This window comes from Proteus myxofaciens ATCC 19692 (assembly GCF_001654855.1).
In the GTDB taxonomy this organism is placed as follows: domain Bacteria; phylum Pseudomonadota; class Gammaproteobacteria; order Enterobacterales; family Enterobacteriaceae; genus Proteus; species Proteus myxofaciens.
On record NZ_LXEN01000008.1, the window covers coordinates 1 to 13,522 of the forward strand.

The 13,522-nt window shown below is 38.1% G+C and carries 13 protein-coding genes and 1 tRNA gene; 5 read left to right on the top strand and 9 right to left on the bottom strand.

Annotation, left to right across the window (positions count from 1 at the left end; all coding sequences use genetic code 11):
• Nucleotides 1-196: 196 nt before the first annotated feature.
• A complete protein-coding gene (gene ghrA / locus M983_RS00960) occupies nt 197-1,138 on the bottom strand; it encodes a glyoxylate/hydroxypyruvate reductase GhrA (protein WP_066745652.1) in 942 nt (313 codons plus the stop codon).
• A 316-nt stretch (nt 1,139-1,454) separates the two neighbouring features.
• Here ghrA and M983_RS00965 point away from each other — a divergent pair.
• Both M983_RS00965 and dauA read left to right on the top strand, forming a co-directional pair.
• A tRNA-Ser gene (locus tag M983_RS00965) sits at nt 1,455-1,542 on the top strand.
• A 487-nt stretch (nt 1,543-2,029) separates the two neighbouring features.
• Nucleotides 2,030-3,730 (top strand): C4-dicarboxylic acid transporter DauA, encoded by a 1,701-nt coding sequence (gene dauA / locus M983_RS00970; protein WP_066745655.1) that lies wholly within the window; start codon nt 2,030-2,032, stop codon nt 3,728-3,730.
• A gap of 69 nt (nt 3,731-3,799) precedes the next feature.
• On the opposite strand, the gene M983_RS00975 is transcribed toward dauA, so the two are convergent.
• The 8 genes from M983_RS00975 to hemA form a co-directional block, all read right to left on the bottom strand.
• Nucleotides 3,800-4,324, bottom strand: coding sequence for an acetyltransferase (locus tag M983_RS00975; RefSeq protein ID WP_066745656.1), 525 nt, complete (start codon nt 4,322-4,324; stop codon nt 3,800-3,802).
• Nucleotides 4,321-4,599 carry a type II toxin-antitoxin system TacA family antitoxin gene (locus M983_RS00980; RefSeq protein ID WP_066745659.1) on the bottom strand — a complete coding sequence of 93 codons (279 nt, stop codon included), beginning with the start codon at nt 4,597-4,599 and terminating at the stop codon, nt 4,321-4,323. The genes M983_RS00975 and M983_RS00980 overlap by 4 nt, the downstream gene beginning before the upstream one ends.
• A gap of 149 nt (nt 4,600-4,748) precedes the next feature.
• Complete coding sequence (gene mnmL, locus M983_RS00985) at nt 4,749-5,678, bottom strand: tRNA modification radical SAM protein MnmL/YtqA (protein WP_066745661.1); 930 nt, start codon at nt 5,676-5,678, stop codon at nt 4,749-4,751.
• 7 nt (nt 5,679-5,685) lie between these two features.
• Nucleotides 5,686-6,540, bottom strand: a complete 855-nt coding sequence (kdsA, locus tag M983_RS00990; protein ID WP_066745663.1) for a 3-deoxy-8-phosphooctulonate synthase — start codon at nt 6,538-6,540, stop codon at nt 5,686-5,688.
• 66 nt (nt 6,541-6,606) lie between these two features.
• Nucleotides 6,607-7,419, bottom strand: coding sequence for an invasion regulator SirB1 (sirB1, locus tag M983_RS00995; RefSeq protein WP_210433218.1), 813 nt, complete (start codon nt 7,417-7,419; stop codon nt 6,607-6,609).
• A complete protein-coding gene (gene prmC, locus M983_RS01000; protein ID WP_066745666.1) occupies nt 7,400-8,248 on the bottom strand; it encodes a peptide chain release factor N(5)-glutamine methyltransferase in 849 nt (282 codons plus the stop codon). The genes sirB1 and prmC overlap by 20 nt, the downstream gene beginning before the upstream one ends.
• Nucleotides 8,248-9,330: a peptide chain release factor 1 gene (gene prfA, locus M983_RS01005; protein WP_066745669.1), complete on the bottom strand. Its 1,083-nt coding sequence runs from the start codon at nt 9,328-9,330 to the stop codon at nt 8,248-8,250. The genes prmC and prfA overlap by 1 nt, the downstream gene beginning before the upstream one ends.
• Before the next feature lie 27 nt (nt 9,331-9,357).
• The gene (gene hemA, locus M983_RS01010; RefSeq protein WP_066745672.1) at nt 9,358-10,620 is read right to left on the bottom strand and encodes a glutamyl-tRNA reductase; all 1,263 of its coding nucleotides are present in this window, start codon (nt 10,618-10,620) and stop codon (nt 9,358-9,360) included.
• A gap of 240 nt (nt 10,621-10,860) precedes the next feature.
• On the opposite strand from hemA, the gene lolB reads away from it, so the two are divergent.
• From lolB to prs, 3 genes are all read left to right on the top strand, one after another.
• Entirely contained in the window at nt 10,861-11,496 is a 636-nt protein-coding gene (gene lolB / locus M983_RS01015; RefSeq protein ID WP_066745675.1) for a lipoprotein insertase outer membrane protein LolB, read from the top strand.
• Entirely contained in the window at nt 11,496-12,371 is an 876-nt protein-coding gene (ispE, locus tag M983_RS01020) for a 4-(cytidine 5'-diphospho)-2-C-methyl-D-erythritol kinase (protein ID WP_066745678.1), read from the top strand. Before lolB ends, ispE begins: the two co-directional genes overlap by 1 nt.
• Before the next feature lie 86 nt (nt 12,372-12,457).
• A complete protein-coding gene (gene prs, locus M983_RS01025) occupies nt 12,458-13,405 on the top strand; it encodes a ribose-phosphate diphosphokinase (protein ID WP_066745680.1) in 948 nt (315 codons plus the stop codon).
• Nucleotides 13,406-13,522 lie beyond the last annotated feature (117 nt).

The window sequence follows — 13,522 nt, forward strand, 5'->3', positions numbered from 1 at the left end:
GGATACTATTTTCACAGAATACTGGGTATAGGGAGATCATCATCAAGATAAACTGCAAGAGATATCTTTTTACAACCAGATTTTTATTACATTATATAGATAAGATAAAAAGTGATGTTTTTTGAAAGTAAAAAATAAAAAAAAAGCGATAACTTTAAAATTATCACTCTTTTTTATAAAAAAGATCTAAATAGTTCTAATATCCCGTTTTCATATTAACGACACCTAGTGGAGGTTCACCTTTTTCAATGCGTTGTATATTTGCAAAAATAGTATCCATTGCAATATTAGGAATAGTAAAAGCAGCGATATGTGGCGTAATCGAAATTCGTGGATGCGTCCAAAATGGGTGCATGCCAGGTAATGGCTCTTGAGCGAAAACATCTAAAGAGGCGTCAGCAATATAGCCTTGGTCTATCGCTTCTAATAAATCTTGATCAACTAAATGCGCCCCTCTTGCCAGATTAATTAAATAAGAGGAAGGCTTTAGTTGTGCAAACAACGAGTAATTAAGAATACCTTGAGTTTCTGGTGTAAATGGTAATAAGTTAATCAGCAGATTACATTCTTTTAAAAAATCACTTAATTGATCATTGCCATAAAAGCTATCTACATTTTGAATATGTTTCTCGCTACGGCTCCAACAACGTACTGTAAAACCTAATTCAGCAAGCTTTTCTGCAACACTACCCCCTAAAGCACCTGCACCTAATATACCAATAACAAAATTATCATAAGTATGTGCAGGTAATTGTTTCCACTGACGTTGAGATTGCTGGCGTTTATAATCATCCATACGACGAAAATAATACATGACTTTGGCAATAGCATATTCTTGCATTTGAAGTCCCATTCCGGTGTCTTCTAAACGCATAACAGGAACACCTGCTGGTAATGTACCGGGCTTTTGTTGTTCTTGTTTTAAAATAGCATCAACACCTGCACCAAGGGCAAAAATACCTTTAAGATCGTGTCGACTTGCTAGCATTTCATATGGAGGAAGCCACACCATCGCATAATCGGCAGGCTTATTATCTCCTGGCTCCCAAATTCGAATATTTGCATTAGGTAAACGCGCCTTCATGCCACTTATCCATGTTTGTGCATCAAAAAAAGGATGATAATAAATAATATTCATTGTGCAAGCCTCCAACATTTTTATATAAGGGTGCGAGGGTTAGCGTTTAATTTCAACCTTCTTTAAGAAAGTTGTTAATAAAAATGTTGAGAGTGTTAACCAGTTAACGAAATTTTGTGTGCTAGATAAATTGAAACCAACTATTTTATACACTTTCCTATTAAGGGAATTGTTTAGCAATTGTGCACTTTGTTTTTTATTTGACTACTTGAAACAAAAGTTAAAGAAAAAATGGATTTAGCAGTTGACGCTTATGCTCGTTTTCCCTATAGTAGCGCCCCGTCAAAGCATGATAATTTATGCCTGATTGCAATACGGTGAGATGTCCGAGAGGCTGAAGGAGCACGCCTGGAAAGTGTGTATACGGCAACGTATCGAGGGTTCGAATCCCTCTCTCACCGCCATCTTCTAAGATAAAGCCTAACTTTTTAGTTAGGCTTTATTTTTATTTATTGACCCGACCTAAATAAGGTTGATACTTTTCCAATCTAAAATCATTTCTACCTACACTTAAGAAGTGTCAGTTTATTTATTAATTCTCTTTTTATTAATAATTTATAGGTTTCCATCATATGGTTTATTTATATTTTATATAAAATAGTATTAATTACTTTGTATCATTTATTTACGATATTTTAATCGATGTAATATTAATTTATACTCTTGTACAAATTAATATTTTAGTTTTATGTCAGCAACATAATAAATACAACAAGATACATAAAATAGATTTTTCATTAACTTCTTAGTTTAATTGATTTAATTTTGGCTAGGCCTTAATATAGAGGTAATAATTTGATTAATCACATTATTATCAGCGAATAAAAGCGGTATGATCTCTTTTTATCGCCGTTATTCGGCATCTGTCTTATTATTTTGGTTTAAGCCTAAATGAAAACACATAAAATTAATCAGATTCGCCTTTTTAGTGCTCTTATTGATGCTTGTATAAAAGAGCCTTATACTTTTTCTCGTTTACTAAAAGATATTATTGCAGGGATCACCGTCGGTATTATCGCAATACCTTTAGCCATGGCTTTAGCTATTGGTAGCGGTGTTCCTCCGCAATACGGTCTTTATACCGCAGCCATTGCCGGTATTATTATCGCCGTTACTGGGGGGTCTCGCTTTAGTGTTTCAGGGCCTACAGCAGCTTTTGTTGTTATTCTTTATCCCGTTTCTCAACAGTTTGGATTAAGTGGTTTATTAATCGCAACTTTGATGTCAGGAATTATTCTTGTAGCAATGGGATTAGCGCGTTTTGGTAAGTTGATTGAATATATTCCTGTTTCTGTAACATTAGGATTTACTTCAGGAATTGCTATTACCATCGCCACAATGCAAGTAAAAGATTTTTTTGGCCTGGAGATGGCACATGTTCCTGAAACCTATATTGATAAAGTTATTGCACTAGGAGCGGCACTACCCTCTATTAATATTGGTGACACACTCATTGGTGTAACTACCTTATTCGTTTTAATTTATTGGCCTAAATTAAATTTACGTTTACCTGGTCATTTGCCTGCTTTAATAGCAGGTACTGCAATGATGGGAATTGTGAACTTATTTCATTATGATGTTGCCACCATTGGTTCTCAATTTAGCTATTTATTACCAGATGGCACATCCGGTGAAGGTATTCCACCTATTTTGCCTCAGTTTGTTTTGCCGTGGAATATGCCAGGCGCTAATGAATCGTTTGAATTAAGTTGGAGTACAGTTTCTGCACTCTTACCTGCAGCTTTCTCTATGGCAATGTTAGGCGCCATTGAATCTTTACTTTGTGCCGTCGTGCTAGACGGTATGACAGGGAAAAAACACCGTTCTAATGATGAATTAGTGGGTCAAGGTATTGGTAATATTGTTACACCTTTCTTTGGTGGGATCACCGCAACAGCCGCTATTGCTCGCTCAGCAGCTAACGTGCGTGCTGGTGCAACTTCACCAATATCAGCAATTGTGCACTCATTATTAGTCTTGCTGACTTTATTGGTATTAGCACCCTTTCTTTCTTATTTACCATTGGCTGCCATGTCCGCATTATTGTTAATTGTGGCATGGAATATGAGCGAAGCACGTAAAGTAATAGATCTTATTCGTCATGCACCAAAAGACGATATTATCGTATTAGTCTTATGTTTATCTCTGACTGTATTATTTGATATGGTGATTGCAATTACTATTGGTATTGTTTTAGCTTCTCTCTTATTTATGCGTCGTATTGCTAATATGACAAAAATAACAGAATCGCCTTTTACTGATGATGATAAACAATTATTAGTTGTTCGTGTTAATGGCCCTCTTTTCTTTGCAGCCGCAGAGCGCATTTTTAATGATTTACGTGAAAGAAGTAAAGGGTATAAGACTATAATTATGCTTTGGGATGCTGTTCCTGTGCTTGATGCCGGTGGATTACATGCCTTCCAGCATTTTATTAATGATGTAAAACATGATACACATATTATTGTGTGCGGTATTCCATTTCAACCTTTAAAAACATTAGCAAGAGCACACGTTACGCCAATTGAAGGCACTCTTAGCTTTTATCCTACCGTGCAAAAAGCGTTAGAAGATATGGAATTAATTAAATAACTATTTCTTCGCTAATAATAAAATGATTAAGCCCTTAATTTAGATTATTTAATTAAGGGCTTAATTAATTTATATTTTATTTGCCATTATAAGTGCTGTATAAATTGTTTTGAAAGATAGTAATAAAGAAAAAGATGAATTTAATAATGGTACTGCACCATAACTAATATACCAATCTGCCGCTCGTTGATTTTTAGCATCTATAAGTAATGCAACACCACCTAATTCACTTGCAACAGCAAGACAGCGTTTTCCTGCAGCAAGAAGTAGCTGTCCACCAAGCCCTTTTCCCTGAACTGACAAGTCTGTTGCTAGACGAGCCAGCCTAAAAACAGGAATATCATGACGAGCTAATCCACGTTTGATCATTTCAGGAGTGTGTTCAAATTCAATTGAGGCAGGGCATAAGCTATAATAACCTAAAATATTATCATTACTACTATTGATAGCTAAATAGGTTTTAGAACTCCCATTTTCATGATTTTGCCGTGCATGGCGATATAAAAATTGATTCAATGCTATATCGCCACAATTAAATATATTTCTATTATGCTTCTTACTTATCGCTTCTTCATGCCAATTTGGTATCGTCATACTTTGTCCGGTAGAGCAAAAGCCGCTGCCAGCAATTTGGCATTAGGCTTTGGCGGATTATCGAGAAGCTCCATAACACGTAATGTGTCTTTTTCTGATAATTTTAAACGCTCATTATTTTCAATAATTTGCTTAGCAACAGGGACAACATTACGAAGTACAAACTCTGTTAAGTTTGTATTTTCCAAACTAGCAGCACGAACAAGCAGTGATTTATCTTCTGTAGTGATACGAATTGATACTCTTTCACTATTTTCTACAAGTGCTTGAGCCATAGCAGCCTCCTTTGTACAGATTGAAAGCGTACAATATGATTAAAAAAGTTACAAGTCATTTTATAGTTAATAAAAATGAGCTACATTTCCAATAGAATTGGAAAATACAATAACACCATAAATAAGGATTTATTATTATTGAGGAAAGGTTATTTTGAATTCGGAATGAATGTATTATTTACTGCACTACCTTGCACACCATTTGCTAATAAATCTTGATAAAGTGCATTCATTCCTAACCAGTGATTTTCACACCATGAAGGCGCTAACAATGTCGGTTTTCTTGCACTTGCACATACACGATGATAAATAATATCAGGGGGTGTATGGCGTATAATATCGCCTGCTATATTAACGTATTCTTCTTGGGTTAATGCCTGTAAACGCCCTGCTTGCCAAGCTTTTGCCATCGTACTGCCATCAACAATATGTAATGGGTGTAGTTTTAATCCATCAGTTCCTGTCTCTACAACTCGCTCTATCGTTTGCATATTAATCTGATAGTTTTCTCGAGGTAATCCCAAAATAAGATGGGTACAGACTTTTAAACCACGACGACGTGCTTCTCGTGTTGTTGCCTGATAGCACTGAAAATCATGTCCACGGTTAATATGTTTTAATGTCTTGTTATTTGCCGTTTGTAAGCCTAATTCTAACCACACTTCATAACCTTGTTCTCGGTATCCTTGCAGTAAATCTAATACACTTACAGGTACACAATCAGGTCGCGTTCCTACACATAAACCAACTATATTAGCTTGTAATAATGCAGTTTCATATAATGTGCGTAAATGCTCAACCTCTGCATACGTGCTGGTATAAGCTTGGAAATAGGCTAAATAGCGACGTGCTCGATTAATATTTTTAGCTTGTTGAACAACTTGTTGCTCAATAGATTGATATTGAGTTTGTTCATCGGCAAAAGAGGAAACATTACAGAAAGTACACCCTCCTCGCCCTATTGTGCCATCCCGATTAGGACAGTTAAAACCGCCGTGAAGAGTGATTTTGTGAATTTTTTCATGATAACGGCGCTGGAGATCAGCGCCAAACATATTAACAACAGTATGCAGTTGCATAACTTAATTATTTGCTAGTATCTAACTCAGGGAAATTTTTAACCACATCATCAATTGCTTTAATTTGGGCTAAGAAGGGTTCGAGTTTTGCTAATGGTAATGCTGAAGGACCATCACAACGCGCATTATCGGGATCTGGATGCGCTTCCAGGAATAGGCCCGCTAAGCCAACCGCCATACCAGCACGTGCTAATTCAGCAACTTGGCCACGACGACCACCAGAAGCCGCACCAAATGGGTCACGACACTGTAGTGAGTGTGTTACGTCAAAAATAACAGGTGCGCCTTGTGATGCCTGCATCATGACATGGAAACCCAGCATATCCACAACCAGATTGTCATAACCAAAGTTACTGCCACGATCGCATAAAATCACTTGATCATTACCGCCTTCTATAAATTTCTCGACGATATTCCCCATTTGACCAGGACTTACAAATTGTGGTTTTTTAACGTTAATAACTGCATCCGTTTTTGCCATCGCTTCAACAAGATCTGTTTGACGCGCTAAAAATGCAGGTAATTGAATAACATCAACAACTTCAGCTACCGGTTTTGCTTGTGAAGGCTCATGTACATCGGTAATAATTTTAACACCAAATGTCTCTTTCAATTCTTGGAAGATTTTCATTCCTTCTTCTAGACCTGGTCCACGATATGAGTGGATAGAAGAACGATTTGCTTTATCAAATGAGGCTTTGAACACGTAAGGAATATTTAATTTTTGAGTCACAGTGACATAATGTTCACAAATACGCATGGCTAAATCGCGCGATTCCAATACATTCATGCCACCAAAAAGCACAAATGGCAGGTCATTTGCTACCTTGATATCACCAATATTCACCACTTTATGTTGCATATTTATACCTATATTGTTTGTGATGTACTGATATTCAGTACGTTTTAAATTTTAATAAAAACAATGTCAATGAAGAACAATAGCGTTTTGTTCTATTGAATGTATTTGAATTTTTATCATCTCTGAAATAGGATCTTCAGGGCACTGTTCAATAAAATAATTTAAATCAGTTAGTGCAACATGATGACAATCTAATTGCGCGTAAATCAACCCACGATCACGTATTTCATACGGATCTTCTGGATCAAACATTAATAACGTTTCACTCGTTTTAAGCGCTCGTTCCATATTCTTTTCTTCCATCAACGTCACTTTTAACGTATCTAGCAGTTTACGAATAATGGAGCTGTGTTCCGATTCTTCAAGATCACTTTCAGTTAATACAGAACTATTACCAACATTGCCTTTTATCCATACTTCTAAAGTATGGCGAGATAGATATTCCCCATTAATAGGGTTAATAAAGAGCGGTTGCTCTTCAGGAATATCTATTCTGATGATTAGCTGTGTAGGAAAAATAACGGGAGCAAGCGGTAAATTAAGAGCTTGTGCAATATAAATAAGAATTGAACCTAACGAAACAGGAGAACCTACATGAGTTGATAACACGTTATCTATCCATAATGTTTCTGATAGGCAATATCTACCACTCGCCCCACTAAAGTGCCATTGCTTATAAAATAGCGTCAATAATGCGTCTATTTTTTCTTTTATACTGGCTTGATGAGGGATATAGGTCTCAGCTTGCTCAATAAGTTGCGCAAGTTGATACCCCACAGAAGTGACTGGAAATTCAGGACGAATAGCCTGAAAGATAAGGATCATCCCCTTTACTAGAGGCGCTTTGTTAAATTCGTAATCAGCTATGCTTTCTATCATAATTCCAACGACCTACCGTCACACGCTCATTACCGCCATAATCACGGAAAGTTTCCACACAGCAGTAACCCTTATCGACAAAAATATTGCGTACTCTCTCGCCTTGTTGCCAACCATGTTCTATTAATAACCAGCCTTTATCTATTAAATAGTGGTATGCATTATTAATAATATTTTCTATATCAGCAAAGCCTTTATCTGCTGCAACAAGTGCACTTAAAGGCTCAAAACGAACGTCCCCTTGATGTATATGCTCATCATCTTCATCAATATATGGAGGATTGCTGATTATCATATCAAATTGATAACCTGAGAGTGAGCTAAACCAGCAACTTTCTATAAATTCTGTGTTAGTTAGTGCTAAGTTCGTTGCGTTCTCTTGTGCTAAAGCCACAGCATCAGGTTGAATATCAACGCCAATAATATGGCAATCACGACGTTCTGATGCAATAGCTAATGTAATTGCACCCGTTCCTGTACCTAAATCAAGAAGTTGTGCCGAATGAGCAGGAAGTAACTCTAATGCTTTTTCAACAAGACACTCAGTATCAGGACGAGGAATAAGAGTAGCTGGCGATACTTTTAATGCTAGTGACCAAAATTCTCGCTCTCCGACTAAATAGGCGATAGGCTCACCTTTAATACGGCGAGAAAGTAATTGTGATAACTGCTCTAATTGTGTATCGGTTAATTCAGTCTCATTAAAGGCGATTAAATAAGTGCGGGCACGTTGTGTTACGTGCCCAAGCAAAATTTCTGCATCACGTTTTGGACTATCACTTTGTATTAATTGCAAGGCTGCTTGATGCAGCCATTGTTGATAGTTCATTAATCTTGCTCAGAAAGGGCTGATAATTGATCAGCTTGATATTCCGTCACTATAGGTTGGATCAAGCCATCAAGTTTACCTTCCATCACTTCATCTAAACGATAAAGCGTTAAGTTAATTCGGTGATCAGTCACACGACCTTGAGGGAAATTATATGTTCTAATACGGTCAGAACGATCACCTGAGCCTAATAAATTACGGCGCTCTGAGGCTTCTGCTTCTTGGCGCTTTTGCATTTCAGCAGCACGAATACGCGCACCTAATACAGACATCGCTTTTGCTTTGTTTTTATGCTGAGAACGCTCATCTTGACACTCTACAACGATACCCGTTGGAATATGCGTAATACGAATAGCAGAATCTGTTGTATTAACGTGCTGACCACCTGCCCCTGATGAGCGGAATGTATCAATACGTAAGTCACTCGGGCTAATTTCGGGTAATTCTGCTTCAGGTACTTCCGCTAATACAGCAACCGTACATGCTGAGGTATGAATTCGACCTTGAGATTCTGTTTCAGGAACACGTTGGACACGATGTCCACCAGATTCAAATTTTAATACGCCGTAAGCACCATCGCCGACAACTTTCGCGATGATTTCTTTATAACCGCCATGCTCACCTTCGTTAGCGTTCATGACTTCAATGCGCCAACGACGTGCTTCTGCATAGCGACTATACATACGGAATAGATCGCCTGCAAAAAGAGCAGCTTCATCTCCCCCTGTTCCTGCTCGAATTTCAAGGAAACAGTTAAATTCATCATCAGGATCTTTAGGAAGCAACAATAACTGCAACTGTTGTTCTAATTCGTCATTTGTTACGTGGGCCTCTTTCAGCTCTTCTTGTGCCATCTCTTTCATTTCAGGATCATCAAGCATCATTTGTGCTGCTTCAATGTCATCTTGAATTGCCCGCCATTGACGAAAACATGTCGTCACATCTGTCAATTGAGAATATTCTTTTGAAAGTGCGCGAAAACGATCTTGAGAGGCAATCACATCTGCTTCTGACAGTAGTGCTTGAATTTCTTCATAACGCTCTTGTAGAGCTTCCAACTTAGCAACAATAGAAGGCTTCATTCGTAGATTAAGATCCTGTTAGACAAGTTAATTATGGGTGATACCCAAACTTTCACGTAATAGATTCAGGCGTTCAATATCACCATCACTGGCTGCCTGTTGAAGAGATTTTGTTGGTGTATGAATAAGGCGATTCATCAATTGATGAGAAAGCTGTTGGATGACTTTTTCTGCATCAGCACCATTTTGTATCATTCCAATGGCCTTTTCTGTCATCTCAGCACGTAACGCTTCAGCGCTGTCACGATATTCTCTGATAGAGCCAATGGCACCTTGAGCACGCAACCAATCCATAAACTGACCACTTTCTTGTTGAACGATATGTTCAGCTTGAATCGCAGCAGCTTGACGTTGTTCACGATTATGTTGAATGATAGCTTCTAAATCATCCACACTGTAAAGGTAGACATTATCTAATTTTTCAACATCTTGTTCAATATCACGAGGAACCGCGATATCAACAATTAACATAGGTTGATTACGGCGCTTTTTCAGCGCTCTTTCTACCATTCCTTTACCAATAATAGGCAATGGGCTTGCAGTAGAACTAATCACAATATCCGCTTGAGCGAGTTGTTCATCAATTTCAGTTAAGGTAATCACTTGTGCATCCACTTCATTGGCTAAGCGTTTTGCGCGTTCTTTTGTTCGATTAGCAATAATGATTTTTTTAACTTGATGTTCACGTAAATGGCGTGCAACTAGTTCTATCGTTTCACCAGCACCGACTAACAAGATAGTCAGAGAAGATAACGATTCAAATATTTGACGCGCCAAAGTACAGGCAGCAAAAGCAACAGAAACTGCATTTGCACCAATTTGAGTCTCTGTTCTCACTCTTTTCGCAACTGAAAAAGACTTTTGAAACAAACGTTCCAGCTCTGAGGAGAGTGATTGATAATTTTGAGAGTCTGAAAAGGCTTTTTTGACTTGGCCAAGGATTTGAGGTTCACCTAAGACTAAAGAATCAAGCCCACTCGCCACCCGCATTAAATGGCTGACTGCTTGATTATCTTGGTGCCAATAGACACTTTTTTGCAATTCTATTGCATCTATTTGATGATATTGACATAACCAGCGAATTAGCTGCTCATGATTGTTTTCGTTTTCTTCCATACTGAGATAAAGCTCAGTACGGTTACACGTAGACAGCACAACGCCACCTCTGACAGCAGGTTGCTGTAGGAGGTTATTTAAAGCATCACCCATTATATCGGGAGAAAAAGACACTTTCTCACGTAATGCTACGGGGGCTGTTTTATGATTAATACCTAATGCTAATAACGTCATATCAACTATATCGAGTTATGAATAAATACTGCCTCGCGACTTGACTTAGTATAAACCTAAAACAGCGCATTTAGTATGGACTCTTCATGCTCGCTATTCTACTTGATGAAGGCACCCAATAAAAGGGCTTACTTGTTTGATACGATATTTCTATTCGTTATTTAACGAAATATCGTTATATCACAAGGTTTATGGTACTCTTTTTTTTAACTTATCTCGAATTAAAGGAATGTCTCAGCTATGCATTCACGCTTTTATTCTACAAAACAGCTTCTACGTCTTATCCCACTCACCGCATTATTACTGAGTGCTTGTAACTTGAATAACATCAACACACAAGGTTCGGGATCTGATACTGATGTGCAATGGCAAGCTCAAAAAAATGCGTTAAACAAAATATCACAATATGAAACCCGAGGCGCTTTTGCTTACATTGAAGAATCAAACAAAGTGTATGCTCGCTTTTATTGGAGAGATAAAGGCGAAGAAACCTATCGTTTATTACTCACCAATCCTTTAGGAACTACAGAACTTGATTTAAATGTGACGCCTGGTGTTATCGAAATGACTGACAATAAAGGCCAAAAATATTACAGCGATAACCCTGTTGAAATGATTTATCAATTAACAGGCATGGTTATTCCATTAAAAAATCTGCGAGCTTGGTTAATTGGCTTACCAGGTGATGCAACTAATTTTGAATTAGATTCTCATCATCTTTTAAAATCAGTAAGATGGCCTGCACCCGAGGGTGATTGGGTTGTGACCTATCAAGCTTATGATAGTAGTGTCACACCAAATTTACCTCAGCGACTAGAGCTACGCCAAGGACAACGACTCATTAAATTAAAAATGGATAATTGGGATATACAGTAATGACACTAAGTTGGCCTTCTCCTGCCAAATTAAATCTTTTTCTCTATATAACAGGTCAACGGCCTGATGGTTATCATAACTTACAAACTCTTTTTCAGTTTTTGGATTATGGCGATACATTAACCATTACATCTCGTAATGATAATCAATTGATTATTTCACCCACTATTTCAGGGGTAAAAGATGAAGACAATTTAATTATCAAAGCGGCTAAATTACTACGTGATTATTGTAAAAAACATAATATTAAATTAACGCATCAAGGCGCTGAATTTAATATCGATAAAAAATTACCCATGGGTGGTGGACTAGGTGGTGGTTCTTCTAATGCAGCAACAACACTTATCGCCTTAAACTATCATTGGCAAGCCGGCTTGAGTGATGATGTTTTAGCAAAATTAGGTGTGAGCTTAGGTGCAGATGTCCCTGTTTTTGTAAAAGGTCATGCTGCTTTTGCTGAAGGAGTTGGCGAAATATTAACCCCAGCCTCACCTAAAGAGCGGTGGTATTTAGTCGCACATCCTGGAATATCTATTCCAACTCCGACAATCTTCACAGATCCGCAATTAAAACGTAATTCTCCAATTCGCTCTCTTGGCGCATTATTACAGGCTCCGTTTGAAAATGACTGTGAAATGATCGCAAGAAAACGTTTTCGTGAGGTTGAATATCTGCTTTCGTGGCTGTTAGAATATGCACCGTCACGCTTAACTGGGACAGGTGCCTGCGTATTCGGTGAGTTCGAATCGCAAGAAGCCGCTAGTAAAGTGTTAATTAACGCCCCTGAGTGGGTGCATGGATTTGTAGCGCAAGGCGTTAACATTTCTCCTTTGCATTTATTCCGCTCAAGGATACCTGTGTTATTGCACCCGTAACATGATGTTTACAATTCTATGTTTATAAACATATTTTTTACAGGTCAACAATATCTCTCTCTGGACGCAAGCCTGAGGTTTTTCTCGTGCCCGATATGAAGCTTTTTGCTGGTAACGCAACCCCGGAACTGGCTCAACGTGTTGCCAATCGACTGTATACAAGCTTAGGAGACGCGGCTGTAGGTCGTTTTAGCGACGGTGAAGTCAGTGTGCAAATCAACGAAAACGTACGTGGTGGTGATGTTTTTATCATTCAATCAACCTGTGCACCAACTAATGATAACTTAATGGAATTAGTGGTCATGGTTGACGCATTGCGTCGAGCTTCCGCTGGTCGTATCACTGCTGTTATTCCTTACTTCGGTTATGCTCGTCAAGATCGTCGTGTTCGTTCAGCTCGTGTTCCTATCACGGCGAAAGTTGTTGCGGATTTCTTATCTAGTGTAGGCGTAGACCGTGTTTTAACCTGTGACTTACACGCAGAACAAATCCAAGGTTTTTTTGATGTACCAGTCGACAATGTTTTCGGCAGTCCAATTCTTTTAGAAGATATGCTTCAAAAAGAATTGGATAACCCTATTGTTGTCTCTCCAGATATTGGCGGTGTTGTTCGCGCTCGCGCTATCGCTAAACTTCTCAATGACACCGATATGGCTATCATTGATAAACGTCGTCCTCGTGCTAACGTTTCTCAAGTTATGCATATCATTGGTGATGTTGCTAACCGTGACTGTATCCTTGTCGATGATATGATTGACACTGGGGGTACTTTGTGTAAAGCCGCAGAAGCACTGAAAGAACGTGGGGCTAAACGTGTATTTGCTTATGCGACTCACCCTATTTTCTCTGGTAATGCTGTTGAAAATATCAAAAGTTCAGTTATTGATGAAGTTATTGTCTGCGACACAATTCCATTGTCACCAGAAATCAAGGCATTGAATAAAGTCCGTTCTTTGACTCTTTCTGGTATGTTGGCGGAAGCTATCCGTCGCATTAGCAATGAAGAGTCAATTTCTGCGATGTTTGAACATTAATTGTTTGATTTATATCGCAATTTGAGATGATAAACCCGTTATAATCTATGGTTATAACGGGTTTTATTTTGATACAGAATAAACTATTTCTACATACGGCTTTAGTATATTAGCTTG

Excerpts from the sequence above, each read along its gene's own strand:
- ispE (WP_066745678.1), top strand. The coding sequence starts at position 11,496 with ATGACACTAAGTTGGCCTTCTCCTGCCAAATTAAATCTTTTTCTCTAT.
- kdsA (WP_066745663.1), bottom strand. The coding sequence starts at position 6,540 with ATGCAACATAAAGTGGTGAATATTGGTGATATCAAGGTAGCAAATGAC.
- hemA (WP_066745672.1), bottom strand. The coding sequence starts at position 10,620 with ATGACGTTATTAGCATTAGGTATTAATCATAAAACAGCCCCCGTAGCA.
- M983_RS00980 (WP_066745659.1), bottom strand. The coding sequence starts at position 4,599 with ATGGCTCAAGCACTTGTAGAAAATAGTGAAAGAGTATCAATTCGTATC.
- M983_RS00975 (WP_066745656.1), bottom strand. The coding sequence starts at position 4,324 with ATGACGATACCAAATTGGCATGAAGAAGCGATAAGTAAGAAGCATAAT.
- dauA (WP_066745655.1), top strand. The coding sequence starts at position 2,030 with ATGAAAACACATAAAATTAATCAGATTCGCCTTTTTAGTGCTCTTATT.
- sirB1 (WP_210433218.1), bottom strand. The coding sequence starts at position 7,419 with ATGATAGAAAGCATAGCTGATTACGAATTTAACAAAGCGCCTCTAGTA.
- lolB (WP_066745675.1), top strand. The coding sequence starts at position 10,861 with ATGCATTCACGCTTTTATTCTACAAAACAGCTTCTACGTCTTATCCCA.
- ghrA (WP_066745652.1), bottom strand. The coding sequence starts at position 1,138 with ATGAATATTATTTATTATCATCCTTTTTTTGATGCACAAACATGGATA.
- mnmL (WP_066745661.1), bottom strand. The coding sequence starts at position 5,678 with ATGCAACTGCATACTGTTGTTAATATGTTTGGCGCTGATCTCCAGCGC.
- prfA (WP_066745669.1), bottom strand. The coding sequence starts at position 9,330 with ATGAAGCCTTCTATTGTTGCTAAGTTGGAAGCTCTACAAGAGCGTTAT.
- prmC (WP_066745666.1), bottom strand. The coding sequence starts at position 8,248 with ATGAACTATCAACAATGGCTGCATCAAGCAGCCTTGCAATTAATACAA.